Annotated in this window: 21 protein-coding genes and 1 riboswitch; of the genes, 13 read left to right on the top strand and 8 right to left on the bottom strand. The window is 73.3% G+C overall.

Annotated elements, in window-relative coordinates; translation table 11 throughout:
* The first annotated feature begins 122 nt into the window (after positions 1–122).
* The gene (locus ACZ4E1_RS11220) at positions 123–377 is read left to right on the top strand and encodes a hypothetical protein (protein ID WP_467538017.1); all 255 of its coding nucleotides are present in this window, start codon (positions 123–125) and stop codon (positions 375–377) included.
* Positions 374–1,603: a glycosyltransferase gene (locus ACZ4E1_RS11215; protein ID WP_467538015.1), complete on the top strand. Its 1,230-nt coding sequence runs from the start codon at positions 374–376 to the stop codon at positions 1,601–1,603. The genes ACZ4E1_RS11220 and ACZ4E1_RS11215 overlap by 4 nt, the downstream gene beginning before the upstream one ends.
* A 21-nt stretch (positions 1,604–1,624) precedes the next feature.
* Here the strand turns inward: ACZ4E1_RS11215 and ACZ4E1_RS11210 are convergent, their stop codons facing one another.
* Positions 1,625–2,842 carry a cation:proton antiporter gene (locus ACZ4E1_RS11210; RefSeq protein WP_467538013.1) on the bottom strand — a complete coding sequence of 406 codons (1,218 nt, stop codon included), beginning with the start codon at positions 2,840–2,842 and terminating at the stop codon, positions 1,625–1,627.
* A 167-nt stretch (positions 2,843–3,009) separates the two neighbouring features.
* On the opposite strand from ACZ4E1_RS11210, the gene ACZ4E1_RS11205 reads away from it, so the two are divergent.
* Together ACZ4E1_RS11205 and ACZ4E1_RS11200 are read left to right on the top strand one after the other, a co-directional pair.
* Positions 3,010–3,798 carry a hypothetical protein gene (locus tag ACZ4E1_RS11205; protein WP_467538011.1) on the top strand — a complete coding sequence of 263 codons (789 nt, stop codon included), beginning with the start codon at positions 3,010–3,012 and terminating at the stop codon, positions 3,796–3,798.
* A 42-nt stretch (positions 3,799–3,840) separates the two neighbouring features.
* Positions 3,841–6,333, top strand: coding sequence for a polysaccharide lyase family 8 super-sandwich domain-containing protein (locus ACZ4E1_RS11200; protein ID WP_467538009.1), 2,493 nt, complete (start codon positions 3,841–3,843; stop codon positions 6,331–6,333).
* Here ACZ4E1_RS11200 and ACZ4E1_RS11195 read toward each other — a convergent pair.
* Both ACZ4E1_RS11195 and cobN read right to left on the bottom strand, forming a co-directional pair.
* Complete coding sequence (locus ACZ4E1_RS11195; RefSeq protein ID WP_467538007.1) at positions 6,330–8,318, bottom strand: WD40 repeat domain-containing protein; 1,989 nt, start codon at positions 8,316–8,318, stop codon at positions 6,330–6,332. The genes ACZ4E1_RS11200 and ACZ4E1_RS11195 overlap by 4 nt on opposite strands.
* Before the next feature lie 207 nt (positions 8,319–8,525).
* Complete coding sequence (gene cobN, locus ACZ4E1_RS11190; protein ID WP_467538005.1) at positions 8,526–12,269, bottom strand: cobaltochelatase subunit CobN; 3,744 nt, start codon at positions 12,267–12,269, stop codon at positions 8,526–8,528.
* 54 nt (positions 12,270–12,323) lie between these two features.
* Positions 12,324–12,393: riboswitch (cobalamin riboswitch) on the bottom strand.
* A 133-nt stretch (positions 12,394–12,526) separates the two neighbouring features.
* Here cobN and ACZ4E1_RS11185 point away from each other — a divergent pair.
* The 3 genes from ACZ4E1_RS11185 to ACZ4E1_RS11175 are packed head-to-tail and all read left to right on the top strand — an operon-like array spanning position 12,527 to position 16,036.
* The gene (locus ACZ4E1_RS11185; protein WP_467538003.1) at positions 12,527–13,864 is read left to right on the top strand and encodes a cobalamin biosynthesis protein CobG; all 1,338 of its coding nucleotides are present in this window, start codon (positions 12,527–12,529) and stop codon (positions 13,862–13,864) included.
* Positions 13,857–14,501: a precorrin-8X methylmutase gene (locus tag ACZ4E1_RS11180; RefSeq protein WP_467538001.1), complete on the top strand. Its 645-nt coding sequence runs from the start codon at positions 13,857–13,859 to the stop codon at positions 14,499–14,501. Before ACZ4E1_RS11185 ends, ACZ4E1_RS11180 begins: the two co-directional genes overlap by 8 nt.
* Positions 14,498–16,036, top strand: a complete 1,539-nt coding sequence (locus ACZ4E1_RS11175; RefSeq protein WP_467537999.1) for a precorrin-2 C(20)-methyltransferase — start codon at positions 14,498–14,500, stop codon at positions 16,034–16,036. The genes ACZ4E1_RS11180 and ACZ4E1_RS11175 overlap by 4 nt, the downstream gene beginning before the upstream one ends.
* On the opposite strand, the gene ACZ4E1_RS11170 is transcribed toward ACZ4E1_RS11175, so the two are convergent.
* Positions 16,003–16,755: a cobalt-precorrin-6A reductase gene (locus ACZ4E1_RS11170; protein WP_467537997.1), complete on the bottom strand. Its 753-nt coding sequence runs from the start codon at positions 16,753–16,755 to the stop codon at positions 16,003–16,005. The genes ACZ4E1_RS11175 and ACZ4E1_RS11170 overlap by 34 nt on opposite strands.
* 11 nt (positions 16,756–16,766) lie before the next feature.
* Between ACZ4E1_RS11170 and ACZ4E1_RS11165 the strand changes: the two genes are divergently transcribed.
* The gene (locus ACZ4E1_RS11165; protein WP_467537996.1) at positions 16,767–17,918 is read left to right on the top strand and encodes a cobalt-precorrin-5B (C(1))-methyltransferase; all 1,152 of its coding nucleotides are present in this window, start codon (positions 16,767–16,769) and stop codon (positions 17,916–17,918) included.
* Here ACZ4E1_RS11165 and ACZ4E1_RS11160 read toward each other — a convergent pair.
* Positions 17,909–18,640: a MerR family transcriptional regulator gene (locus ACZ4E1_RS11160; protein WP_467537994.1), complete on the bottom strand. Its 732-nt coding sequence runs from the start codon at positions 18,638–18,640 to the stop codon at positions 17,909–17,911. The two genes, ACZ4E1_RS11165 and ACZ4E1_RS11160, sit on opposite strands and share 10 nt — an antisense overlap.
* A gap of 28 nt (positions 18,641–18,668) precedes the next feature.
* Here ACZ4E1_RS11160 and ACZ4E1_RS11155 point away from each other — a divergent pair, with 28 nt between their 5' ends.
* The gene (locus ACZ4E1_RS11155; protein WP_467537992.1) at positions 18,669–19,127 is read left to right on the top strand and encodes a DUF6194 family protein; all 459 of its coding nucleotides are present in this window, start codon (positions 18,669–18,671) and stop codon (positions 19,125–19,127) included.
* Between the two features lie 3 nt (positions 19,128–19,130).
* Here ACZ4E1_RS11155 and ACZ4E1_RS11150 read toward each other — a convergent pair whose 3' ends face one another.
* On the bottom strand, positions 19,131–19,598 hold the full coding sequence (locus ACZ4E1_RS11150; RefSeq protein WP_467537990.1) for a flavodoxin family protein: 468 nt from the start codon (positions 19,596–19,598) through the stop codon (positions 19,131–19,133).
* Positions 19,599–19,788: 190 nt separating this feature from the next.
* Here ACZ4E1_RS11150 and ACZ4E1_RS11145 point away from each other — a divergent pair, with 190 nt between their 5' ends.
* From ACZ4E1_RS11145 to ACZ4E1_RS11130, 4 genes are all read left to right on the top strand, one after another.
* Positions 19,789–20,445: an ArsR/SmtB family transcription factor gene (locus ACZ4E1_RS11145; protein ID WP_467537989.1), complete on the top strand. Its 657-nt coding sequence runs from the start codon at positions 19,789–19,791 to the stop codon at positions 20,443–20,445.
* On the top strand, positions 20,442–20,645 hold the full coding sequence (locus ACZ4E1_RS11140; protein WP_467537987.1) for a hypothetical protein: 204 nt from the start codon (positions 20,442–20,444) through the stop codon (positions 20,643–20,645). Before ACZ4E1_RS11145 ends, ACZ4E1_RS11140 begins: the two co-directional genes overlap by 4 nt.
* Positions 20,646–20,741: 96 nt before the next feature.
* Positions 20,742–21,230, top strand: a complete 489-nt coding sequence (locus ACZ4E1_RS11135; RefSeq protein WP_467537985.1) for a hypothetical protein — start codon at positions 20,742–20,744, stop codon at positions 21,228–21,230.
* 67 nt (positions 21,231–21,297) lie between these two features.
* A complete protein-coding gene (locus ACZ4E1_RS11130; RefSeq protein ID WP_467537983.1) occupies positions 21,298–21,570 on the top strand; it encodes a hypothetical protein in 273 nt (90 codons plus the stop codon).
* 19 nt (positions 21,571–21,589) lie between these two features.
* Here ACZ4E1_RS11130 and cobM read toward each other — a convergent pair whose 3' ends face one another.
* Positions 21,590–22,339 (bottom strand): precorrin-4 C(11)-methyltransferase, encoded by a 750-nt coding sequence (cobM, locus tag ACZ4E1_RS11125; protein WP_467537981.1) that lies wholly within the window; start codon positions 22,337–22,339, stop codon positions 21,590–21,592.
* The gene (cbiE, locus tag ACZ4E1_RS11120) at positions 22,336–23,580 is read right to left on the bottom strand and encodes a precorrin-6y C5,15-methyltransferase (decarboxylating) subunit CbiE (RefSeq protein WP_467537979.1); all 1,245 of its coding nucleotides are present in this window, start codon (positions 23,578–23,580) and stop codon (positions 22,336–22,338) included. The genes cobM and cbiE overlap by 4 nt, the downstream gene beginning before the upstream one ends.
* Between the last annotated feature and the right edge of the window lie 132 nt (positions 23,581–23,712).

Raw genomic sequence — 23,712 nt, 5'->3', positions numbered from 1 at the left:
GCTGCGTCTGACCGTCCCGTAACGACGGAAGCAACGACAGACATAAGGTGCATACCTGACCTTGGGCGTCCTAGGGTTGCGGCTACGTGACGCGTGAGCCGCACGAGAAGGTCCGTCCGTGAATGAGCACCAGCCGCAGGCCCCCGCCCCTCCGGTTCGAGCCGGCCCGCCCCGCCCCGGGCCGCCGCAAGGTCCTCGCGTTCCTCCTCGGCACGCTGATCTGGCTCGCTGCCGGTGTCCTCGCGGTCGTCCTGCTCGGGCAGTCGTTCATCCTGCGGCACCTGCTGCTCGCCGTCCTGGTCTCGTGGTGCGTCTTCGGGATCGCCCTGGCCTTCGGCAGCGCCTCCCGGCGCCGAGAGGAGGGGAAGGCCTCGTGAGCTTCCTCGACGTCCTGCTCGTGTTCCTCGCGTTCTACCCGGTCGTGACCGGCGCCGCGTGGATGGTCGGCGGGGTCGCCTTCCGGCTCCTCGACGAGCGGCCCGACGCGATCGAGCCGCAGGGCGGCTGGCCCGGCGTCACCGTCCTCGTCCCCGCCTACAACGAGGAAGCGGTCATCGCCCGCTGCGTCGAGGCCCTGCGCCGCGTCGACTACCCCGACCTGGAGATCCTCGTCCTCAACGACGGCTCCAAGGACGCCACCGTCGCCGCCGCCCGCGCCGCCGCCGGGGACGACCCGCGCGTCACCGTCGTCGACGACGGGGTGAACCTCGGCAAGGCCGACCGCCTCAACGACGGGATGCGCCGCGCCCGCCACGACCTCGTCCTCGTCCTCGTCACCGACGCCGACACCCACCTGCACCCCTACGCCGTGCGGCACCTCGTCGCCCGGATCGAGCGCTCCCCGCGCTACGCCGCCGTCGCCGGCAGCCCCCGCGTCACCAACCGGGGCAGCGTCCTCGCCACCATGCAGATGCTGGAGACGGCCTCGCTGATCGGTCTGATGCGCCGCACCCACGCGCTCGCCGGGCGGGTCGGCACCGTGGCGGGCGTCCTCGGCCTCTTCCGGCGCGACGCCGTCCTCGCCGTCGGCGGCTACGACCCCCGGATGGCCACCGAGGACATCGAGCTGACCTGGCGGCTCCTGGAGGCCGGGCACCTCACCGGCTTGGCCCCGCACGCCCTCGTCGGCATGCAGGTCCCGCAGACCCTCAGCGGCATCTGGGCGCAGCGCACCCGCTGGGCCCGCGGCCAGGGCGAGGTGCTGCGCACGCACGGCCGCACCGTCGCCCGCGCCCGGCACCGCGGCATGTGGCCCATCGCCGTCGAGGCCCTCCTGTCGTACGTCTGGGTGCTCACCATGCTGGCCGCGATCGTGTGGGGCGTCGTGCACTGGATCGGGCACCCGGGCGACACCGAGTTCCGCTGGATGATCGCGTGGGGCGTCGGGATCGCCGTCGTCGCGATGCTCCAGATCGCGATCGCGGTCGCCGTCGAACTCCGCCTCGACCCACGGCTCCTCTACGCCTGTCTGCTGCTGCCCCTGTATCCGCTCGCCCACTGGACCATCAACGCGCTCGCCGCGATCACCACCCAGACACAGGGCCTGCTGCGCGGCCCGCGCAAGCAGCGGGTCGTCTGGGACCTGCCCCGCAGCCCCGGCTGAGACGGGCCGCACGCCCCCGGCTCACCAGGTCTCCGTCTCCCCCGCCCCGCGCGCCGGCTCCGGCGTCGTGCCCCGGGCCCGGGCCCGCAGCCGCATCGCGAGCAGCGGGAAGACCAGGACGGAGATCATCGCCGCGCCGACCAGGGCCGCCGCGTCGCTCTGCGCCAGCACCCCGTCGTCGACGCCGATCGCGGTGATCGCCACGACGAGCGGCAGGCAGGTCGCCGAGTACAGGGTCAGGGCTCGGCGGCTGAGCGGGCTCAGGTCGCGCGGGGCCAGGACGTACGCGGGCAGACCGCGGACCACGACGAACAGCACCAGGAACACCGGCAGCAGGATCAGCGGGCGGCCCCCGTCGAGCAGCGAGGCCAGGTCGAACTCGATGCCGGTCACGATGAAGAACAGCGGCACCAGGAACCCGAAGCCCATCGCCTCGACCTTCTCCAGGATCTCCTCGCTGCTCTCCGGCGCCGCCCCCACCAGCACCAGCCGGGTCAGCAGGCCCGCCGCGAACGCGCCGAGCAGCACGTCCAGGCCGAAGGCCTGCGACAGCGCGAGCATCGCCACGAGCAGCAGCATCACGAACCGCACCGCGAACTGGCCGCTCGTGTGCAGCGTCGTGCGGATCACCTGGCTGAACCAGGGCGGGCGCGGGCGCAGCGCCCAGAACACGGCGGCCGCGGTGATCGCCGCGAACACCGCGAGGACGACGGTGGCCGTGCCGGGGCTGCGCCCGCTCAGCAGCACCGCCATCGCGATGATCGGACCGAACTCGCCGACCGCGCCGAACGCCAGCATCACCGTGCCGAACCGGCCCTCCAGATCGCCGCTGTCCCGCAGGATCGGCAGCACCGTACCGAGCGCCGTACTGGTCAGGGCGGTGCCGATGATGACCGTACGGGCGAGGTCGAGCCCGGTGAGGGCCAACGCGATCGCGAGCCCCAGGGCCAGCGACACGACCCACGCGGCGACCGACCGGCGCAGGGTGTCGCCCTTGATCGCGGCGAACTCGATCTCGTAGCCGGCCAGGAAGATCAGCATCGACAGGCCGAGGTCGGACAGCACGTCGACGACCTCGCCGCCGTGCGCCCAGCCCAGCACGTCCGGCCCGATCAGGATGCCGAGCACGATCTCGAAGATGACGACGGGGATCCGCGCCCAGCGGCCCACCCCGTGCGCGAGCAGCGGCGCCGCGACCGCCGCCGCCATGATGAGGATCAGCGTCCCTGCCTGCCCCACACCCGCCCCCGTTCCCTGCCGACTCCGGTGCGTTTCCGGTACACACCGGTGCTTCGACCATCGGCGCGAGGGGCCCCGCGCGCACCCGAGAGCCGACCGTGCGGGTGAGGGACCGCCCCGGCGCCGCCTCCCGGGCCCGGCCCGGCACAGGTGTTTCAGTGGGCCGCATGCCAGAGCAGGAACAGCAACAGCAGGAACAGGTCCGCTCCCTGGACCGCAAGGGCGGCCCCGGGCACACCGTGCTCCTCGCGCTCGCGCTCGCCGTCCCCGCGGTCAAGGTCGCGTACACGGTCGGCGGCCCGGAGAGGGCCCGGGACGTGTTCGTCGGCATGGAGTTCGGGAACTGGCCGGACGTGCTCATCGGCATGATCCTCACCGAACCGCTGCTCGGGGCCGTGCTCGGGATCGTCGCCTCCCGGATCGTGTTCGCGCTGTTCGCCGCGCGGGGTGCCGTGCCGAAGGGCGGCGGCCTGCTCGGCACCGCCCGCCGCCTCGCCCTCACCGTCGCGAACCCGCTCGCCGTCGGGATCCTCGCCGGGTGCTTCTACGGGCCCTGGTGGGGGCTCGGCACCGGGCTCGTCGCGTTCGCGCTCCGCGAGGGGGTGGTCGTCGAGTACCGGGCCGGCCGGCGCGGGCGCCACCACCACGACCCCTCGTACGAACCGGGCCCCTGGCTGCGGCGGATCAGCGGTGCCGAGCTGTGGGTGGCCGCCGTGCTCACCGTGCTGGTGCTCCCGCTCCTGGCCGTCGGCACCGCGCTCGACGGGCGGGCCTGGACCTCCGTACTGCGCTGCCAGGTGCAGGAGGGGCGGCACGTCGACGCGCAGCGGGTCATCGAACTCGGGCGGAAGGGCAACGGGGTGGTGGGCTGGAGCCTCGACACGGAGGAAGTGGTGAACGGGGCGGGGTGCGAGAGCACGGGGTCCCTGCGGGTGCGGGACGCCTGGTGGGAGTGAGACCCCTTGTGAGGCAGGTGAGGGTCTGCCATCGTCCGGCGGATGGGACTCAGTCGTAGGCACGTGCTGGGGATGCTGGGGGCGGCCGGAGTGCTCGGGGTGGTGCCCGTCGGGTGGGCCGGGGCCGCTCGGGCCGCGGACGGGGCGGCGCGGGTGCTCGCCAACACCGTCGCCGTGTTCGCCGGCACCGCGGACTCCAACTCCCGTACGGAGACGGCCGCCAAGCGCGCCGCGATCGAACGCACCGCCCGCGCGAACCTCGCCGCGCTCGACGCCGCGACCGGTGACGCGGAACTCTTCCCCGGCCTCCCCCTCGGCACCAGCGACCCGAACCTCACGACCACCTACCAGCGCCTGTACGAGATCGCGCTCGCGACCCGGACGCCGGGCATCCCGCCCGACCTGTACGGGAGTTCGGCCGTCCAGGACCGGGTGCTCGACGGGCTGGCCTGGCTGCACGAGCACTTCTACGGCGACCAGTCGAAGGGCTACTACGGCAACTGGTTCTCCTGGGAGATCGGGATCTCCCAGCACGTCACCCGCACCCTCGTGCTGCTCGCCGACCGCGCCCCCGCCGAGCTCGTCACGACGTACCTCGCCTCCATGGACGCGTACCTGCGCAACGGCAAGGACGGCGACGTCGACCTCGACTCCCGGTTCCACACCGGCGCCAACCTCGCCGACCTCACCACCAACCGGATCCTCCAGGGCGCCCTCGTCGCCGACGAGGCCCGCATCCGCAAGGCGCTCACCGACCAGCTGACCGTGTTCGCGACGATCGACCCGTACGACCTGCGGCACGGCGTGACGGACGGCTACTACGCCGACGGCTCGTTCCTCCAGCACTCCTCCGTCGCGTACACCGGCTCGTACGGGAAGGGCCTGCTCAGCCGGGTCGTGCAGACGCTGAAGGTCCTCGACGGGAGCGGCTTCGCGCACGGCGACGCACTGGTGCCGGTGGTGCACGGGTGGGTCCGGGACGGGTTCGCGCCGCTGATCTTCGAGGGCTGGATGATGGAGGCCGTGAAGGGGCGCGCGGTGTCGCGCACCGGCACCGGGTACGACGACGTGGCCGTGATCGTGGAGGCCGTCGTCGACCTCGCCTCACTGTCGGACGGCGAACCGGCCCGCGCCCTGAAGAGCTATGTGAAGCACATCCGGGCCGGCTCCCGCAGCGCGCTCGACCCCACGTCCTTCGTCTCCCCGCTCAGCATCGTCCGCTACGCCGACCTCCTCGCCGACGCCTCCGTCCCCGCCGCCGACCTCAACCCGCCCGCCCGGACGGTGGCCTTCAACGCCATGGACCGCACCGTGCACCGCCGCCCCGGCCACGCGTTCACGCTCTCCCGCAGCTCGGACCGGATCAGCAAGTACGAGTACATGAGCGGCGAGAACCTGATGCCGTGGTTCCAGGGCGACGGCGCACACCACCTGTACCTGTCCGGGCAGGACCAGCGGCAGGCGTACGGCGTCGACCACCTCGCCACCGTCTCCCCGTACGGCCTCGCGGGCGTCACCGCGCCCGTCGAACCCCGCGCCACCGTGCCGGAGGCGTACGGCGGCAAGCTCTTCTACGACAACCCGGACCACCCGCTGAACTTCACGGCGTCCAGCGCGTCGCAGAACCGCTACGTCTACTTCCCGACGGCCACCGGCGCGCACTCCGGCGGCGCGGTCCTCGGCGCGTACGGGGCGGTCGGCTGGGTGCTCACGGACGACGTGCCGTGGCGGGACAAGGCGGCCGGGATCCTCCCCGACGACTTCGTGGCGTACCGCTCCGCCCGCGCCACCCGCTCCTGGTTCCTGCTGGACGACGAGATCGTGCTGCTCGGGGCGGGGGTCGGGGACGCTCCGGGCGCGGGCCGCGCGGTGACGACGACGCTCGACGCGCGGATCGCGGCGGTCGGCGACGCGGTGTCCGTGACCGAGGGGGACTCCTGGGTGCGCTGGGCGGATGCCACACAGGGCACGGCGGTCGGCTACGTCCGGCTCGGCGGACCGGCCGCCGAACCCCGCCTGACGACCGTCACCCGCAGCCGCCGCACCGTCCGCCTCACGAACCCGGACACGGCCGTCACGAAACAGGTCTTCTCCCTGACGATCGAGCAGCCGCCCGGCGCCGGACCCACTGCCTTCGCGTGGGCGCTGCTCCCCAACGCCACGGCGGAGGCGGCCCGTTCGTACGACGCCGTCCGCGTCCTCGCCAACACCCCGCGCCTCCAGGCGGTCCGCCACGAGGGCCTCGGCCTGACCGCGCTGAACGGTTTCGGGGCGGGGACGCACCACGTGGCGGGGCTGAGCGTCGACGGGGCCGCGTCCGTGCTGGTGCGCGGGCGCGGGGACGAGGTGGCGGTCGCCGTCGCCGACCCGACGACCGCCCGCGACACCGTCACCGTGACCCTGCGCGGGCGGACCCTGCGCAAGGTCTCCGGCGACGACGCGGTGCGCGTCCGTGTCGTGCCGGGCGGAACCCGGCTCGACGTGGTCACGCGCCACCTGTACGGACGCAGTCTCACCGCCCGCCTGGAGGGCTAGTTCGTCGAGTACAGGTACTTCCAGGCGCTGTACTTCGTCGTGTTCACGTTGTCGCCCGAGCTGCCGTTGACGTACACGGCGCGGACCCGGAACTTGTAGCCGGCCGCGCCGACGGCGCCCATGTTGACCTTCGTGGTGCCCGCGGTGCCGAGATTGAAGTACTCGCTGCCGCCCGAGCGCCAGGCGCCGTCCGCGTAGACCTGGAGGTCGAGGCGGAACTTGCGGCCCGTGTAGTAGTTCATCGACGTCGTCACGTAGATCGTCGAACTCTTGTGGAACCAGTAGTACTTGTGCGAGCCGATGGTCCCGGTCTTGTAGTGGTTCGACGGCGCGACCGAGGAACGGGCCCGGGTGTAGACGGTGTTGGTGACCGTCTTGGGCTTGTAGCGGGCGTCGCCCGCGTAGACCGCGGAGAGCGTGACGTCACGCGTCAGGTCGAGGGTGACGGACAGGTTGCCGCTGGAATTGACCGTGCCCGACTTCACCAGCTTGTTCGGCCGGTCGCTGCCGTAGGGGTTGGCGTAGATCTCCACCTTGCGGTTCTTGTACGTGGTGCCGAGGTGCGCGGTGAACGTGACGTCGCTGCCGTACTCGTAGACGTTCTTGTTCTTGTTCAGCGTGAGCGTGGTGCTGTTGCGCGAGACCTCGACCGCGTCCGACTTGCTGACGGGGGCGTGGTCCGCGTCGCCCGCGTAGGACACCTTGTAGGTGACCTTGCCGCCGACGGACGGGGTGTCGGTGAACGAGTACGTGCCGTCGGCCTTGGTGGTGACGGTCTTGACGACCTTGCCGCTCGGAGTCTCCAGGTCCGACCTGGTGACCGTCAGCTGGACGGGGGCCGTGAACGGCACCACCGAGCTGATCTTCCCGGAGGCCGTCAGTGACGTGGCGCGGGTGGCCGTCGACGGGGCGTTCACCGTCAGGGTGGGGGCGGTGCGGTTCGGGTCCGTGTAGGTGTGGAGGCGGAAGGCGCCCTCGTAGTTGTCGGAGACCGCGAACAGGGTGGAACCGTCGGGCGTCCAGGCCACCGCCCCGGGGACCAGGGTGTCGTCACCGCTGGAGACGGTGGAGGTGCGCCCGAGCGCGTAGCTGCGGATGGCGGTGGTCCCGCCCGGGCGGTAGACGTGGACCGTGGAGTCGTACAAGGGGGAGCTGCCCTCGGCCACGTTCCCGGAGGGCGAGACCGCCACGGCGGAGCCGAAGCCGCCGGAGGGGTAGGTGCGCACGGGGCTGAGGTCCGTGGCCGAGTAGGCCGAGGGCGCGGACCCGCTGCCGCCCGCCACGAACAGCTCGGTGCCGTCCGGGGAGAAGGCGAGCTGGCGGTGGAAGGAGCTGTCCAGGCCCTTGACGACCCGCTGGGTGGCGGTGGTGCCGGACAGGTCGTACACGGCGGCGACCCCGCCGGAGGTGTTCGGGTCCCCCGCGGCCAGTTCCTTGCCGTCCGGCGACACGGCGATGACCGGTGCCCCGTAGAAGGTGTAGGAGCCGACCTGGCCGAGGGCGGGCTCGGGGGTGGGCTGCGTGGTGTCGAGGGAGCCGAGCGCCCCGTCACCGGACGGGCCGTAGCTGAACCACAGGACGTCGCCCGCCACCGCGAGGTCCCGCGGCGCGTCGGCGCTGCCCAGCGCGTAGGAGCCCACCGTGGTGCCGGCGGCCGTGTCGATCTCGGCGATGGTGTCCGTGTCCGTCACGGCCGCGTACAGCCGCGAGGAGTCCGCCGACAGGGCGAGGCCGCGCACCCCGGCCAGGCCGGTGATGCGCCGCAGCTGGGCGCCGGCGTAGTCGGTGACGACGATGGCGTCGCTCTGCGGGTCGGAAAGATAGATCCGCTTGTGCACGCCGTCGACGGCCATGTCGCCGACGGACTTGACGCCTAGGGTCTTCGCCGAGTCGGCGACGGCGGTGCCGGATCCGGCGACGCCGAGCGCGGCCGAACCTGCGAGGACCGCGACGGCGGTCGCGGTGGAGAGAGCGCGTCTGCGCAAGGGTGTCGAACCCCCCTGGGTGGACCGGCGGCGAAGCGCCGCCGGTGATGCTGTGGGAGCACGCGGACGTCCGGGCGCCGGAGGTACCCCCCACCGGAGAAGCCACTGGTCAACGCGGGCTCGAAGACGGCTGCATCGTAAGTCACCCAGGGGGTCGGCGGACAGGGGGTTCCGTCCGCCTTCTTCCGCCCCGTCCCGCACACCGTCCTACGCGTCGTCCTCCAGGTCGCCCTCGGTCTCCAGGTAGACCTGGCGGAGGGCTTCCAGGACCTGGGGGTCGGGCTTCTCCCACATGCCGCGGGACTCGGCCTCCAGGAGGCGCTCGGCGATGCCGTGCAGGGCCCAGGGGTTGGCCTCGGAGAGGAACTGGCGGTTCGTCTCGTCGAGGACGTAGGTCTCCGTGAGCTTGTCGTACATCCAGTCGGCGATGACGCCGGTCGTGGCGTCGTAGCCGAAGAGGTAGTCGACGGTCGCCGCGAGTTCGAAGGCGCCCTTGTAGCCGTGGCGGCGCATCGCCTCGATCCACTTGGGGTTCACGACGCGGGCGCGGAAGACGCGGGACGTCTCCTCGACCAGGGTGCGGGTGCGGACCGTCTCCGGGCGGGTGGAGTCGCCGATGTACGCCTCGGGGGCGGTGCCGCGCAGGGCGCGGACGGTGGCGACCATGCCGCCGTGGTACTGGAAGTAGTCGTCGGAGTCGGCGATGTCGTGCTCACGGGTGTCCGTGTTCTTGGCGGCGACCGCGATCCGCTTGTAGGCCGTCTCCATCTCGCCGCGGGCCGCACGCCCTTCCAGGCCGCGGCCGTACGCGTAGCCGCCCCACACCGTGTAGACCTCGGCGAGGTCCGCGTCCGTGCGCCAGTCCTTGGAGTCGATCAGCTGGAGCAGACCGGCACCGTACGTGCCGGGGCGGGACCCGAAGATACGGGTGGTGGCGCGGCGTTCGTCGCCGTGCTCGGCGAGGTCGGCCCGCACGTGGGCCCGCACGTGGTTGTGCTCGTCCGGCTCGTCGAGCGACGCGGCCAGCCGGACCGCGTCGTCCAGCAGGCCGATGACGTGCGGGAACGCGTCGCGGAAGAAGCCGGAGATGCGCAGCGTCACATCGATGCGGGGGCGGTTCAGCTCCTCGTACGGGATCGCCTCCAGACCGTTCACGCGGCGGGAGGCGTCGTCCCAGACGGGGCGGACACCGAGCAGGGCAAGGGCCTCGGCCACGTCGTCACCGGCGGTGCGCATGGCACTCGTGCCCCACAGGGACAGGCCGACGGAGGTGGGGTACGCGCCGTCGTTGTCCTGCCGGTACCGCTCGACGAGGGAGTCGGCGAGGGCCTGCCCGGTCTCCCACGCGAGGCGGGAGGGGACGGCCTTCGGGTCCACGGAGTAGAAGTTGCGGCCGGTCGGCAGGACGTTGACGAGGCCGCGCAGAGGGGAGCCGGAGGGGCCGGCGGGCACGAAGCGGCCCTCCAACGCCCGGACGGAGTGGTCCAGTTCGGCGGTGGTGGCGGCGAGACGGGGCACGACCTCGCGAGCGGCAAAGTCGAGGATGGCGGCGACCCCTTCAAGCCCCTCCGGCGATCGAGGAGCGGACCATTCAAGCCCCTCCGGCGATTGAGGAGCGGGGTCCGGGGCGGAGCCCCGTGACGGTGCGCCGATCGCGGCCACGGCATCCGACACCGCGCCCGGCTCCCACCCGGCGGCCTCCATCGCCTCGACCAGGGCGCGGGCCTGCTCCTCGACGGAGTCCGCCGCGGTACGGGTCGCCGCCGACTCGTCCAGCCCCAACGCCTCCCGCAGCCCCGGCAGGGCCTCCGTGCCGCCCCAGATCTGGCGGGCCCGCAGAATCGCGAGGACGAGATTGACGCGGGCCTCGCCCTGCGGCGCGGCGCCCAGGACGTGCAGGCCGTCGCGGATCTGCGCGTCCTTGACCTCGCACAGCCAGCCGTCGACGTGGAGCAGGAAGTCGTCGAAACCGTCGTCGTCGGGGCGGTCGTCCAGGCCGAGGTCGTGGTCGAGCTTGGCGGCCTGGATGAGGGTCCAGATCTGGGCGCGGATGGCCGGGAGCTTCGCCGGGTCCATCGAGGCGATCTGGGCGTACTCGTCGAGGAGTTGTTCCAGGCGGGCGATGTCGCCGTAGGAGTCGGCGCGGGCCATCGGCGGCACGAGGTGGTCGATGAGCGTGGCGTGGACGCGGCGCTTGGCCTGGGTGCCCTCGCCCGGGTCGTTGACCAGGAACGGGTAGATCAGGGGGAGGTCGCCGAGCGCGGCGTCGGGGGCGCAGGCGGCGGACAGGCCCGCGTTCTTGCCGGGCAGCCACTCCAGGTTGCCGTGCTTGCCGAGGTGGATCATCGCGTCGGCGCCGAAACCGTGGTCGTCCGAGGACGCGGCGATCCAACGGTAGGCCGCCAGGTAGTGGTGGGACGGCGGGAGATCGGGGTCGTGGTAGATCGCGATCGGGTTCTCGCCGAAGCCGCGCGGCGGCTGGATGAGGATCAGCAGGTTCCCGCGGCGCAGGGCGGCGAGCACGATGTCGCCCTCCGGGTTGCGGGAGCGGTCGAGGAACATCTCGCCGGGCGGCGGGCCCCAGTGCCGCTCGACGGACGCGCGCAGCTCCTGCGGCAGGTCCGCGTACCAGCGCTTGTAGTCGGCGGCCGGGATGCGCACCGGGTTCTTGGCGAGCTGCTCCTCGGTCAGCCAGTCCTGGTCGTGACCGCCCGCGTCGATGAGCGCGCGGATCAGCTCGTCGCCGTCGCCGGAGACGAAGCCCGGGATGTCGGTGGTGTCGCCGAAGTCGTAGCCCTCGTCGACGAGTCGGCGCAGGAGGGCGACGGCGGAGGCGGGGGTGTCGAGGCCGACCGCGTTGCCGATGCGGGAGTGCTTGGTCGGGTACGCGGACAGCACGAGCGCGAGCTTCTTGTCGCCGGCCGGGATGTGGCGCAGGCGGGCGTGGCGCACGGCGATCCCGGCGACGCGGGCGGCGCGCTCGGGGTCGGCGACGTAGGCGGGCAGCCCGTCCTCGTCGATCTCCTTGAACGAGAACGGCACGGTGATGAGCCGCCCGTCGAACTCGGGCACGGCGATCTGGCTCGCGGCATCCAGCGGGGTGACGCCCTCGTCGTTCTCCTCCCAGTCGGCGCGGGAGGAGGTCAGGCACAGCGCCTGGAGGATCGGCACGTCGAGGCCGGTCAGGGCGCCCGCGTCCCAGGACTCGTCGTCGCCGCCCGCGCTCGCCTCGGCGGGGCGGGTGCCACCGGCCGCGAGGACGGTCGTGACGACGGCGTCGGCGGCGCCGAGCGCGTCGATCAGCTCGGGCTCGGGGGCGCGCAGGGAGGCGACGTAGAGCGGCAGCGGGCGGGCGCCGGCCTGCTCGATCGCGTCGCACAGGCCGTGCACGAACGCGGTGTTGCCGCTCATGTGGTGGGCGCGGTAGTAGAGCACGGCGACGGTCGGGCCGTCGGTCTGCGCGGCGGGGCGGTCGAGCGGGCCCCAGGTGGGCGCGGGGGCCGGGGGCTCGAAGCCGTGGCCGGTGAGCAGCACCGTGTCGGACAGGAAGCGGGCCAGGTGCGCGAGGTTCGCCGGGCCGCCGTGCGCCAGGTACTTGTGGGCCTCGGCGGCGATGCCGACGGGCACCGTGGAGGCGGCCATGAGCTGGGCGTCCGGGGCCTGTTCGCCGGTGAGCACGACCAGCGGGACCCCGGCTGCGGTCAGCCGGTCGATGCCGTCCTGCCAGGCGCGGACGCCGCCGAGGAGGCGGACGACGACGAGGTCGGCGCCGTCGAGCAGCCCGTCGAGGCCGGTCCCGACGTCGATCCGGGACGGGTTCGCGAAGCGGTACGTGACCGGGGCGTCGGCGAGGGTGTTCGCGGCGCGGGCGCTGAGCAGGTCGGTGTCGGACGTCGACAGGAGCAGGATGCGCTGCGCTGGCGTAGCCGTCTGCGAGGGCTGCTGAGACATGCGTCGTCTGGCCTTCCTCGGGGTGTCCGCGCCCCGGGTGGTTACGGACGGCGGGAGTTCCTGGCTCGCCCCCGGTGGGGGCTCACAGTGGCGGGACCGCGCCGGAATCGCACCGGGCTTCCTCCCCTGTCGCCGTCGCTGGCGATGTGACGGCCCGGACGGGACCGCCGCCGCTCATCGTACGGGGCGGGCGGGAAGCCCGATACGGGACGCTGCTCACAGCGGGAGTGCTGGTGAGGCTGGGTATGCTCCCCGGCATGCCCTCCGCCCCCATACCCCCCGGCCCCGGTACGTCCGGTACGTCCCGGGGTGACGCCTGCCCCGGCGCGCTGCGGCTGCACGCGGCGGACGACGGTTTCCTGGCGCGGGTGCGGGTGCCGGGCGGGGTGCTCGGGGTGGCGCAGGCGCGGGCGATCGCGGAGGCCGCCGGGCGGTTCGGGGACGGGATGCTGCACCTCACCTCGCGCGGGAACGTGCAGATGCGTGGGTTGCGGGACGGGTGCGGCGGGGAGTTGGCGGAGGTGCTCGGCGGCGCCGGGCTGCTGCCGTCGCCGGCCCACGAGCGGGTCCGCAACGTCGTGGCTTCGCCGATGTCCGGGCTCGACGGGGTCGGGTTCGTCGACGTGCGGGAGTGGCTGACGGCGCTGGACTCGGCGCTGCTCGCCAGCTCGGTGACCCCTGGCCTGTCGGGCCGTTTTCTCTTCGCGCTGGACGACGGGCGCGGGGATGTCGCCGGGCTCGGCCCCGATGTGCTGCTGCGTGGTCGTCCCGACGGCTCGGCCCAACTGGTCGTCGGAGACGCCGAGTTCGTCGTGGGATACGAGGACGCTGCGCGGGCTGCGGTGATCGCGGCCGAGTCTTTCCTCGCGTCAGCCTCGGAAGTGACGGGACGTCGTGTATGGCGCGTCTCCGAACTGGGCGCGCCCCTGGCGGAGTTGATATCCCGCAACCTGAAGTCCGCGGGCCTGCGCATGAGTGCTCCCAGGGGCTCCGCCCCGGCCCCCGCTCCTCAATCGCCGGAGGGGCTTGATTGTGCCGACCCACCGCTTTCGAGCGCGCGCGAAGAGGGCACCGGGTGGCACCCCTGGGGCGCACGGAGTGCGCCTTCAGGGGCGCGGGGAACTGCGCGACCAGCCACAACGCACCCGGCACCCGGCGACGGACCGACCACCCCCAACGGCGCTGCCCCTCTCATCGTGACGGCCCCCTTCGGATCGTTCACCCCGAACCAATGGGCGACCCTCACCGATCTCGCCGAAGGCCTCCCGCAGAGGGAACTCCGCATGACCCCCTGGCGCACCGTCGTCGTCCCCGGCGCCGGCCCCGCGGAGCGCCCCACGCTGGCGGCGGCCGGCCTCATCACGGACCCCGAGTCACCCGAGGCGAGGCTCGGCGCCTGCATCGGCACCCCCGGCTGCGCCAAGTCCCGCACCGATGTGCGCCGGGACGCCGAGCCCCGCCACCCCACCCTCCCCACCTACTGGTCCGGCTGCGAGCGCCGCTGCGGTCACCCGGCCGGCCCGTACCTGGACGTAACCGCGCTGCCCGACGGCACGTACCGAACGACCGAGGAAAGAGCCGAACCCCGTGTATGACTACGAGAAGGACGGCGCGGCGATCTACCGCGAGTCCTTTGCCACCATCCGCGCGGAGGCCGCGGCCGGCCTCGCCGCGCTGCCCGCCGACGTCGCGCAGGTCGCGGTCCGCATGATCCACGCCTGCGGCCAGGTGGATCTCGTACAGGACATCGGCCACTCGGCCGGCGTCGTGGCGAAGGCCCGCGCCGCGCTGCGGGCCGGCGCGCCGATCCTCTGCGACGCGCACATGGTCGCGAGCGGTGTCACCCGTAAGCGGCTGCCCGCCGACAACGAGGTGCTGTGCACCCTGCGCGACCCGCGCGTCCCGGCGCTCGCCGCCGACCTGGGCACGACGCGCAGCGCCGCCGCGCTCGAACTGTGGCGGGACCGCCTTGACGGCGCGGTCGTGGCGATCGGCAACGCGCCGACCGCCCTGTTCCACCTCCTGGAGATGCTCGCGAAGGACGACGCCCCGCGCCCGGCGGCCGTGCTCGGCATCCCGGTCGGTTTCGTCGGCGCCGCCGAGTCGAAGGACGCGCTCGCGGTGAACGAGCTGGGCCTGGAGTACCTGATCGTGCGCGGCCGGCGCGGCGGCAGCGCCATGACGGCCGCCGCCCTGAACGCCCTCGCGACGGAGGAGGAGATCCAGGCATGAGCGACATCGACTCCCCTGCGGTCAAGGGCAAGTTGTACGGGGTCGGGCTCGGGCCCGGCGACCCGGAGCTGATGACGGTGGCGGCGGTCCGCGCGATCGCCGGGGCCGACGTCATCGCGTACCACTGCGCCCGGCACGGCCGTTCCATCGCCCGCTCGATCGCCGCGGAGCACCTCCGCGAGGACCAGATCGAGGAGCGGCTGATGTACCCGCTCACGGTCGAGACGACGGACCACCCGGGCGGTTACCGGGGTGCGCTGGACGACTTCTACGAGGAGGCCGCGGCGACGCTCGCCGCGCACCTGGACGCGGGCCGCACGGTCGCGGTCCTCGCCGAGGGCGACCCGTTCTTCTACGGCTCGTACCAGCACATGCACAAGCGGCTCGCGGACCGCTACGACACCACGGTCATTCCCGGTGTGACGTCCATCAGCGCGGCGGCCGCCCGGCTCGGCGAGCCGCTGTGCGAGGACAAGGAGACGCTCACCGTCATCCCGGGCACGCTCCCGGAGGACGAGCTGAACGCCCGTCTCGCGGCGGCCGATTCGGCGGTCGTGATGAAGCTGGGCCGGACCTTCGGCAAGGTGCGGGCGGCGGTGGAGAACGCGGGCCGGCTCGACGACGCGCGGTACGTGGAGCGGGCGTTCATGGCGGGCGAGCGCACGGGCCGCCTCGCGGACATCGACCCGGAGTCGGTGCCGTACTTCTCGGTGGCGGTGCTGCCGTCGCGGATCGAGGCCGAACCGGTCGAGGACCCGGCGCCGGAGCGCGGCGAGGTCGTCGTCGTCGGCACCGGACCGGCGGGCGCGCCGTGGCTGACGCCCGAGTCGCGCGGCGCCCTCGCGAACGCCGACGACCTGGTCGGGTACACGACGTACCTGGCGCGGGTGCCGCACCGGCCGGGGCAGACGCGGCACGGTTCGGACAACAAGGTGGAGTCGGAGCGCGCCGAGTTCGCGCTCGACCTGGCCCGGCGCGGGCGCCGCGTCGCGGTCGTGTCGGGCGGTGACCCGGGGGTCTTCGCCATGGCGACGGCGGTCCTGGAGGTCGCGGCGCAGGACGCGTACACCGACGTACCGGTGCGGGTGCTGCCCGGTGTGACGGCCGCGAACGCCGCCGCCGCGAAGGCGGGCGCCCCGCTCGGCCACGACTACGCGACGATCTCCCTCTCGGACCGGCTCAAGCCGTGGGAGGTCATCGCGGAGCGGCTGCGCACGGCGGCGGCGGCCGATCTGGTCCTGGCGCTGTACAACCCCGGTTCGCGCAGCCGCACCTGGCAGGTCGGCAAGGCCCGCGAGCTGCTGCTCGAACTGCGGCTGCCGGACACCCCGGTGGTCCTCGCCCGCGATGTGGGCGGCCCGGAGGAGTCGGTGCGCGTGGTGCGGCTCGCGGACCTGGACCCGGCCGTGGTCGACATGCGCACGCTGCTCATCGTCGGCTCGTCGCAGACGCAGGCGACGGTGCGCGGGGACGGCCGCACGATCGCGTGGACGCCGCGCCGCTACCCGGAGACGGCGCCTTCGGACCGCGCCTGAAGCCAGTCGGCGGCCTCGGCGACCGAGGCCGCCACCGGCACCCCGGCCGGGGTGGGCGGGCGGCGCACGACGACGACCGGGATGCCCGCCTCGCGGGCGGCGGCCAGTTTGGGGGCGGTGGCGGTGGCGCCGCTGTCCTTGGTGACGAGGACGTCGATGCGGTGCCGGGCCAGCAGGTCCCGCTCGCCTTCGAGGGTGAACGGGCCGCGGTCGAGGAGCACCTCCATGTGCGGCGGGAACGGCGGCTCGGGCGCGTCCACGGACCGTACGAGGAAGTGGGCGTCGTCGACCCCGGCGAACGCGGCGAGGCCCATCCGGCCCGTGGTGAGGAAGACCCGCCCGGCGCCGGTGACCGCCCGCGCCGCCTCCGCCAGGGAGCCGACCTCCCGCCAGTCGTCGCCCGCGCCCGGCACCCAGCCGGGCCGGCGCAGGGCGAGCAGGGGAACATGGGCGGTGGCGGCCGCCTCGGCCGCGTTGAAGCTGATCGTCTCGGCGAAGGGATGGGTGGCGTCGATGACCGCGTCCACGGCGTTGTCGCGGATCCACCGCGCCATGCCCGCCGGGCCGCCGAAGCCGCCGATCCGCACCTCGCCGGCGGGCAGCCGGGGCGCGGCGACCCGGCCCGCCAGCGAACTGGTGACCCGGAGCGCGCCGGTGCCGTGCAGGGCCCCGGCCAGTTCACGGGCCTCCGTCGTCCCACCGAGAACGAGTACGTGCATCGAGGAGCTCCATGTCTGAATCGGCAGGCCCGGGTGAGCCGAAGGGCGGGCGCGGGGCCCAACTCAAGCACACCGGTCTGCGGCCCGGCTGGACGACCGGGGCCTGTGCGACGGCTGCGACGACCGCCGCGTACACGGCGCTGCTGACCGGCGAGTTCCCCGACCCGGTGACGATCACGCTGCCCAAGGGCCAGACCCCGGCGTTCGCGCTCGCGGTCGAGGAGCGGGGCACGGACGGCAGCGCGACGGCGGGGGTCGTGAAGGACGCGGGCGACGACCCGGACGTCACGCACGGGGCGCTGGTGCGGTCGACGGTGCGGCAGCTTCCGGCCGGTTCCGGGGTGGTCTTCCGGGCGGGCCCCGGCGTCGGCACGGTGACCCGCCCCGGGCTGCCCCTCGCGGTCGGCGAACCGGCGATCAACCCGGTCCCGCGCGAGATGATGCGCACGCACGTCGCCGAGGTCGCGGCCCGGCACGGTGGTTCCGGAGACGTCGAGATCACGATCTCCATCGACAACGGCGCGGAGATCGCCCGCTCCACGTGGAACCCGCGCCTGGGCATCCTCGGCGGCCTCTCCGTCCTCGGCACCACCGGCATCGTCGTCCCGTACTCGTGCTCGGCGTGGATCGACTCGATCCGGCGGGGCGTGGACGTGGCCCGCGCGGCGGGCCGCACCCATGTGGCGGGCTGCACGGGCTCCACCTCCGAGAAGACGGTGGTCCGCGAGTACGCCCTCCCCGAGGACGCGCTCCTGGACATGGGTGACTTCGCGGGCGCCGTCCTGAAGTACGTCCGCCGCCACCCCGTGGACCGCCTCACGATCTGCGGCGGCTTCGCCAAGCTCTCCAAACTGGCGGCGGGCCACTTGGACCTCCACTCGGCCCGCTCCCAGGTCGACAAGCCGTTCCTCGCGTCGCTGGCGTCCCGGGGCGGCGCGTCCCCGGAGCTGGCGGCACAGATCGCGGAGGCCAACACGGGCCTCGCGGCACTCCAGTTGTGCGACGCGGCGGGCGTCCCGCTCGGCGACCTCGTCGCGGCGGAGGCCCGCGACCAGGCGCTGTCCGTGCTGCGCGGGGCGCCGGTGACGGTGGACGTGATCTGCATCGACCGGGCGGGGAACGTGGTGGGGCGCAGCGCCTTGCGGGGGCCGGGTCAGTCCTGAGCGTCGGCGTCCTCGATCAGCGCCGCGAGGTCCGCGCCCGCGCGGAGCAGGGCGATCGACCGTACGGCGATGGACTTCAGCCGTTCGGTCAGGGCGCGGCGGGCCTCGGCTCGGCCCTCCACGCCGTCCAGGGCGGCGACGATGTCCCGTACCGCCGGAATGCCGTGCCCGGCGCCACGCAGCGCGACGACGACGCGGGCCGCGCCGATCGCGGCGGGACCGTAGCGCCGGGCCCGCTGTGAGGTGACCCGCTCGGGCGTGACGAGCCCCTGCTCCTCCCAGAACCGCAGGGCGGAGGGCCGCACCCCGAGCGCCTGAGCCAGTTCGGCGATGGTCATGGAATCGACCGCCTCGGCCTCGCCGTCGAAACCGGCTCTGTGGACTTCGGCCTCCACCAGCTCCAGCGCCCGCTCGGCGGCCAGCACCTCGTCCCGCTCCCGCGCGAGCCCCGCGTGCAGCGCGTCGACCGTCGCGGCCGCCTCCTCCAGCGGCGCGGTCCGCAGCCGCGCGAGCAGCCGCCGCGCCTCGACGGGCCCGACGGCCCGGGCCAGGCCCCGGTAGGCACGCAGGGCCCGCACGTGCGTTTCTGTGTAAGCGCGGTAGCCGTTGTCCGCACGGGCCGCGGGCGGAATCACGCCGAGCCGCTCCAGGTCCCGGACCTGCTGCACGGAGTACCCGGTGGCACGGGCGACGTCGACGGTCCGCAGGCGCGCGAACCCCACGTAAACACTTGAAGTGGAAGCTTGAGTCATGACGACCACCAGCATGGACCGGATCATCGCCGAGGTGCGCGCTTTCGACGGCGCGCACGTCCAACTCCCCGCGCCCGGGGACGGCACCCCGGAGCTCGCGTGGGGCGACGCGTTCTTCTTCTACGCCCCGAACGGCCCGCCCCCGGCGCACACCCAGCCGTACGCCACGATCGTCACGAAGAACTACCCGGGCGACACGGCCTCCGCCCTCGACACCCCGGACCGCTGGCGCCTGAACATCCAGGCCGCCCGCACGTCCGCCGTCCCCGACCCGCCGGCCACCGCGGACCCCAGCACCGTCGACGTCGTCCAGCCCCACCCGGTGTACGGCGCCCAGGGCTGGATCTGCGTCGTGAACCCGGCCGAACGCACAACGTCCACGGCCCTCGCCCTGCTCCGGGACGCGCATGAGGCGGCCCGGGGACGGTACGAGCGGCGCCGGACGCCCGACGCCTGACGGTCAGCGCCGCTCCCGCAGCCGCGCCCCGAACTCCCGTACCGCGGCCCGGTCTTGCTGGTCGGGCCGCTGCTTGTTGATGCCGCCGACGAGGCGGAACGGGGCCCAGTTGTCGTACGCCCGGCAGCTGAACGTGCCGGCCGGGGCGAACCCCTTCGCCGCGAGCACCCGGGTCAGCGGGCGGGTGAACGGGGCCCAGGGCGGCTCGGGCAGCCCGCTCGTGGCGAACACGAAGGCGCTGCCGCGCGGGGCGGGGGCGGTGGGCAGCGCGCGGGCGAACCAGGTCAGCCGGGGGTGCATCCGCCCGTGGAACACCCCGGACCCGAACCCCACGAGATCGGCGTCCGCCAGCTCCCCGGGATCGACGTCCTCCGGCGCGACCACCTTCGCGTCCAGCACGCCGCCCAGCGCCTCGGCGCCCCGCAGCGTATTGCCGTGCGACACGGAGACGCACACGATGACGGCCTTCATCCCCAGCTCCCTCCTCCGAACCCGACGCCCGTACGGACGCCCTCCCAGCTGAGAACCGGACAGCGCCGCGGAACGTGACAGCCGAGCCCGAGGAGACCTCTCCAAAGAAACCTCTGCAAAGAAATACATGCAAAGAAATACATGCAAAGAACCTGTTGCAAAGACTCCTTTGCAACTCTACGGTGGAACCATGCCCGAGCAGCCCACCCCTCCCCCGCAGCCCTCGAACCCTTCCGAGCCGGTCCCCGGCCACAAGGTCCGCCTCCTCGACGCCCGTTCCCTGCGCGGCCTGGCCCATCCACTGCGCATGAACCTGCTCCAGTCACTGCGGTCCGACGGGCCGGCCACGGCCTCCCAACTCGCCGAGCGTCTGGGCGAGTCGAGCGGTGCGACCAGCTATCACCTGCGCCAGCTCGCCGCGCACGGCTTCGTCGAGGACGACCCGGAGCGCGGCAAGGGACGCGAGCGCTGGTGGCGGGCCGCGATCCAGGGCATCCGCGTCGACGAGACCCTGATGTCCGATTCGGACCCCTCGGTCCGGGGCGCCGCCGACGTCTACCTGCACACCATTGCCGACCGCCACACCAGCGAGTTGTCGACGTTCATCGCCACCCGGCACTCCCTCCCGGAGGAGTGGATCGCCGCCTCGGACATGAGCGACTACACCCTCCGCCTGACCCCCGACAAGAGCCGCGAGCTCGGCGAGCGACTCAACCAGGTCATCGAGGAGTTCTGGCGAGCGAGCCAGGGCCAAGACGATCCCCGCGCCGAGCAAGTCCGCCTGCACACGCACCTGTTCCCCACCGACACCGCCCCCGAGCCGCCCGGAGAGGACCCCACGCGATGACACCCGAACAGGTCCACCACGCGTACGCCCACGAGACCCGCGCCACCGAACTCCACGCACGCGCAGCCCGCCCCCACACCTCTACGCCCCCCACCCTGCGCACCCGCCTGGGCCTGGCTCTGGTCGCCCTGGGCACCCGCCTGGCCGCCCTGGATCCGGCCCCGGCGCCGACCCGCCGCCACATCACCCCCTGCGCCTGACCCCGCCCCGCCCGAAGGGGCCTCCGCGCGGCCCAAGGAGCGCACGGCCGGGCAAAGGGCTGGCACCGGTCAGACTTCTGAAGTAGTTTTGAAGTCATGACCGCCATGCCCGCCGAAGCGAACCTCTCCGAGCTCCTCCAGAAGCCGAAGGACACGATCGCGCGCATGCAGGGCAGCGCCCACCGAGGTATTCGCCTGCATCGCCGCGACGCGGAAGACCTCTACCTGACCACCGCCGCCCGCGCCGAAGAAGCCGTGCAGGTGCTCGACTCCACCACCCGTCTCTTCGTCGCCATGATGAAGAGCGATCCTCAGGCCGCGAAGATCCTCACGCACGTCTTCCCGGACGCGTTCCCGTGGGTTCGCTATCTGCCGGAAGCAGCCGTCCGCGAGTTCCTCGTCGAGTTCGTGGAAACCGCACGTGCGGCCGTCGATCTGGACCACGTGAACCTGCTCGCCCCCGTCATAGCCGCATGGAAGTCGACGGCTCTGATCCACGCGGATCCCGAGCTGCGCCAGACACTGGCCGAGCCGGCCACCGAGGATCTCGGACCGGTCCCGCCGCCGGAGGTTCCCGCGGAGTGAGCCCGAAAAAGGGGGACCCGGTGGCACCGCCGCCGGGAACAGGGGAGTACGCGGCACCACGCGAGCCGTGGACGGCTGGCGAGAGGTGTGCAACAAGGTCCCTGGCAATGCCGCCCGGGCCTGGCACGTGATGCGCACCGCTCCCTGTCCGGCGGAATCGACGGAGCGCCAGCACCAGTTGAAGTTCGATCTCGCTCACGTCGACTTCAAGGGCAAGCGGCTCCCCCAGTGGCAGATCGAAGTCACCGGGGGCGGCCGGATCTGGTACCTGGTCGACAGGGACGCCCGCAAGGTCTGGCTGGTGCACGCCGGACTCGGTCATCCCAAGGTCACGGAATGAGACGGGAACCGACTCAGGCTCAGCACACGTGCCGGTCGCGCTCCGTCGAGTACAGGTGGCTGTCGCGGAAAGGGGAGGCGGCCAGGGTGCGGCCTACCAGGATGACGGCCGTGCGCAGGACGCCCGCGTTCTTCACCTGGGTCGCGATGTCGCCGAGGGTGCCGCGCAGGACCAGTTCGTCGGGGCGGCTCGCGTAGGCGACGACCGCCGCGGGGCAGTCCGCGCCGTAGTGCGGGAGGAGTTCGTCGACGATGCGGTCGACGTAGCGGGCGCCCAGGTGGAGGACCAGGAGGGCGCCGCTCCTGCCCAAGGTGGCCAGGTCCTCGCCGGGGGGCATGGGGGTGGCCTGTTGGGCGATGCGGGTCAGGATGACGGTCTGGCCGACCGTGGGGACCGTCAGTTCGCGCTTGAGGGCGGCTGCCGCCGCCGCGAAGGCCGGGACGCCGGGGACGATCTCGTACGGGATGCCGTGGGCTTCGAGGCGGCGGATCTGTTCGGCCACCGCGCTGAAGACCGACGGGTCGCCCGAGTGCAGGCGGGCCACGTCCAGGCCCGCCTCGTGCGCCGTCACGAACTCCCGCTCGATCGCGTCGAGGTCCAGCTGCGCCGTGTCGACGAGCCGCGCGTCCGGCGGGCACTCCGCGAGGAGTTCGCGGGGGACGAGCGAGCCCGCGTACAGGCAGACCCCGCAGGCGGCGAGCGTGCGGGCGCCGCGCAGGGTGATCAGGTCGGCGGCGCCGGGGCCCGCCCCGATGAAGTAGACGGTCATCGTTCCTCAACTCGGTTCTCGTTACGGACCACGGACCACTGCGTCACCGGCATCGACTGACGCCACCCCGTGAAGCCGCCGACCGGCACCGCGTGCGCGACCGACAGTTTCGTCAGGTCGCCGCCGTGCCGGCGGTACCAGTGCGTCAGCAGGGCCTCGGATTCCAGGGTGACCGTGTTGGCCACCAGACGGCCGCCGGGGGCCAGCGCGTCCCAGCAGGCGTCCAGGAGACCGGGGACCGTGAGGCCGCCGCCGATGAACACCGCGTCGGGGGACGGGAGTTCGGCCAGGGCGCCGGGCGCCGCGCCGTGGACCACCGTCAGGCCGGGCACACCGAGCCGCGCCGCGTTGCGCTCGATGCGCGCCACCCGCTCCGGGTGCCGTTCCACCGAGTACGCGCGGCACGACGGGTGCGTGCGCAGCCATTCGACGGCGATGGAGCCCGAACCGCCGCCGATGTCCCACAGCGTCTCGCCGGGCGCGGGCGCGAGCGCGGCGAGCGTCGCGGCGCGGACATGACGCTTGGTGAGCTGGCCGTCGTGCTCGTACGCCGCGTCGGGCAGGCCGGGGACGGCGCCGAGGCGGAGGGCGCCGGGGGCGCGGACGCAGGTGATCGCGATGACGTTCAGGGGGTCGCCGGGGGCGCGGTCCCACTCCTGTGCGACGCCTTCGTACGCCGACTCCGCCTCGCCGCCGAGCTGTTCCAGGACCGTCATGCGGCTGGGCCCGAACCCGCGGTCGGTGAGCAGGGCCGCCACCTCGGCGGGGGTGTCGGCCCCTGCCGACAGGACGAGGACGTGGCGGCCGTCGTGCAGCGCCGCGGCGAGCCGGTCCGCGGGACGGCCGACCAGCGTGACGACCTCGGTGTCCTCGACGGGCCGGCCGAGCCGCGCGCACGCGTACGCGACGGACGAGGGGTGCGGCAGGATCCGCAGCGCGGCCGCGCCGACCGTCTCGGTGAGGGTGCGGCCGATGCCGTAGAACATGGGGTCGCCGCTGGCCAGGACGGCGATCCGGCGTCCGGCGCGCTCCGCGAGCAGCCCCGGCACGGCGGGCCGCAGCGGCGTCGGCCACGGGACGCGTTCGGCGGTGCAGGAGTCGGGCAGCAGGGCGAGCTGGCGGGCGCCGCCGAGGACGCTCTCCGCGTCGAGCAGGGCCGCGCGCGAGGTCTCGGACAGTCCGGGCCAGCCGTCGGCCCCGATCCCGACGACCGTCACCGGGGGGTGTATCGGCGCAGTCATTGCCTGGTACCTCGTACGGGGTGCGTCATGCTCGGGAGGGACACGTCACCGGCGCGGGCGTCAAGCGCGACCGCGCCGGGAGCCGCACTCTATCGGGCGACATCGGCCGTCCCGCCGAGCGCCCCTGGGAGC

Source organism: Streptomyces sp. NPDC025806, assembly GCF_055558275.1.
Note: the sequence above shows the minus strand (reverse complement) of the source record. Positions and strands in the feature narration are given on the sequence as shown.

Excerpts from the sequence above, each read along its gene's own strand:
- cbiE (WP_467537979.1), bottom strand. The coding sequence starts at position 23,580 with ATGACTGCGCCGATACACCCCCCGGTGACGGTCGTCGGGATCGGGGCC.
- ACZ4E1_RS11200 (WP_467538009.1), top strand. The coding sequence starts at position 3,841 with ATGGGACTCAGTCGTAGGCACGTGCTGGGGATGCTGGGGGCGGCCGGA.
- cobN (WP_467538005.1), bottom strand. The coding sequence starts at position 12,269 with ATGTCTCAGCAGCCCTCGCAGACGGCTACGCCAGCGCAGCGCATCCTG.
- ACZ4E1_RS11185 (WP_467538003.1), top strand. The coding sequence starts at position 12,527 with ATGCCCTCCGCCCCCATACCCCCCGGCCCCGGTACGTCCGGTACGTCC.
- ACZ4E1_RS11165 (WP_467537996.1), top strand. The coding sequence starts at position 16,767 with ATGTCTGAATCGGCAGGCCCGGGTGAGCCGAAGGGCGGGCGCGGGGCC.
- ACZ4E1_RS11220 (WP_467538017.1), top strand. The coding sequence starts at position 123 with ATGAGCACCAGCCGCAGGCCCCCGCCCCTCCGGTTCGAGCCGGCCCGC.
- ACZ4E1_RS11205 (WP_467538011.1), top strand. The coding sequence starts at position 3,010 with ATGCCAGAGCAGGAACAGCAACAGCAGGAACAGGTCCGCTCCCTGGAC.
- cobM (WP_467537981.1), bottom strand. The coding sequence starts at position 22,339 with ATGACCGTCTACTTCATCGGGGCGGGCCCCGGCGCCGCCGACCTGATC.
- ACZ4E1_RS11145 (WP_467537989.1), top strand. The coding sequence starts at position 19,789 with ATGCCCGAGCAGCCCACCCCTCCCCCGCAGCCCTCGAACCCTTCCGAG.
- ACZ4E1_RS11150 (WP_467537990.1), bottom strand. The coding sequence starts at position 19,598 with ATGAAGGCCGTCATCGTGTGCGTCTCCGTGTCGCACGGCAATACGCTG.
- ACZ4E1_RS11175 (WP_467537999.1), top strand. The coding sequence starts at position 14,498 with ATGAGCGACATCGACTCCCCTGCGGTCAAGGGCAAGTTGTACGGGGTC.
- ACZ4E1_RS11140 (WP_467537987.1), top strand. The coding sequence starts at position 20,442 with ATGACACCCGAACAGGTCCACCACGCGTACGCCCACGAGACCCGCGCC.
- ACZ4E1_RS11135 (WP_467537985.1), top strand. The coding sequence starts at position 20,742 with ATGACCGCCATGCCCGCCGAAGCGAACCTCTCCGAGCTCCTCCAGAAG.
- ACZ4E1_RS11155 (WP_467537992.1), top strand. The coding sequence starts at position 18,669 with ATGACGACCACCAGCATGGACCGGATCATCGCCGAGGTGCGCGCTTTC.
- ACZ4E1_RS11170 (WP_467537997.1), bottom strand. The coding sequence starts at position 16,755 with ATGCACGTACTCGTTCTCGGTGGGACGACGGAGGCCCGTGAACTGGCC.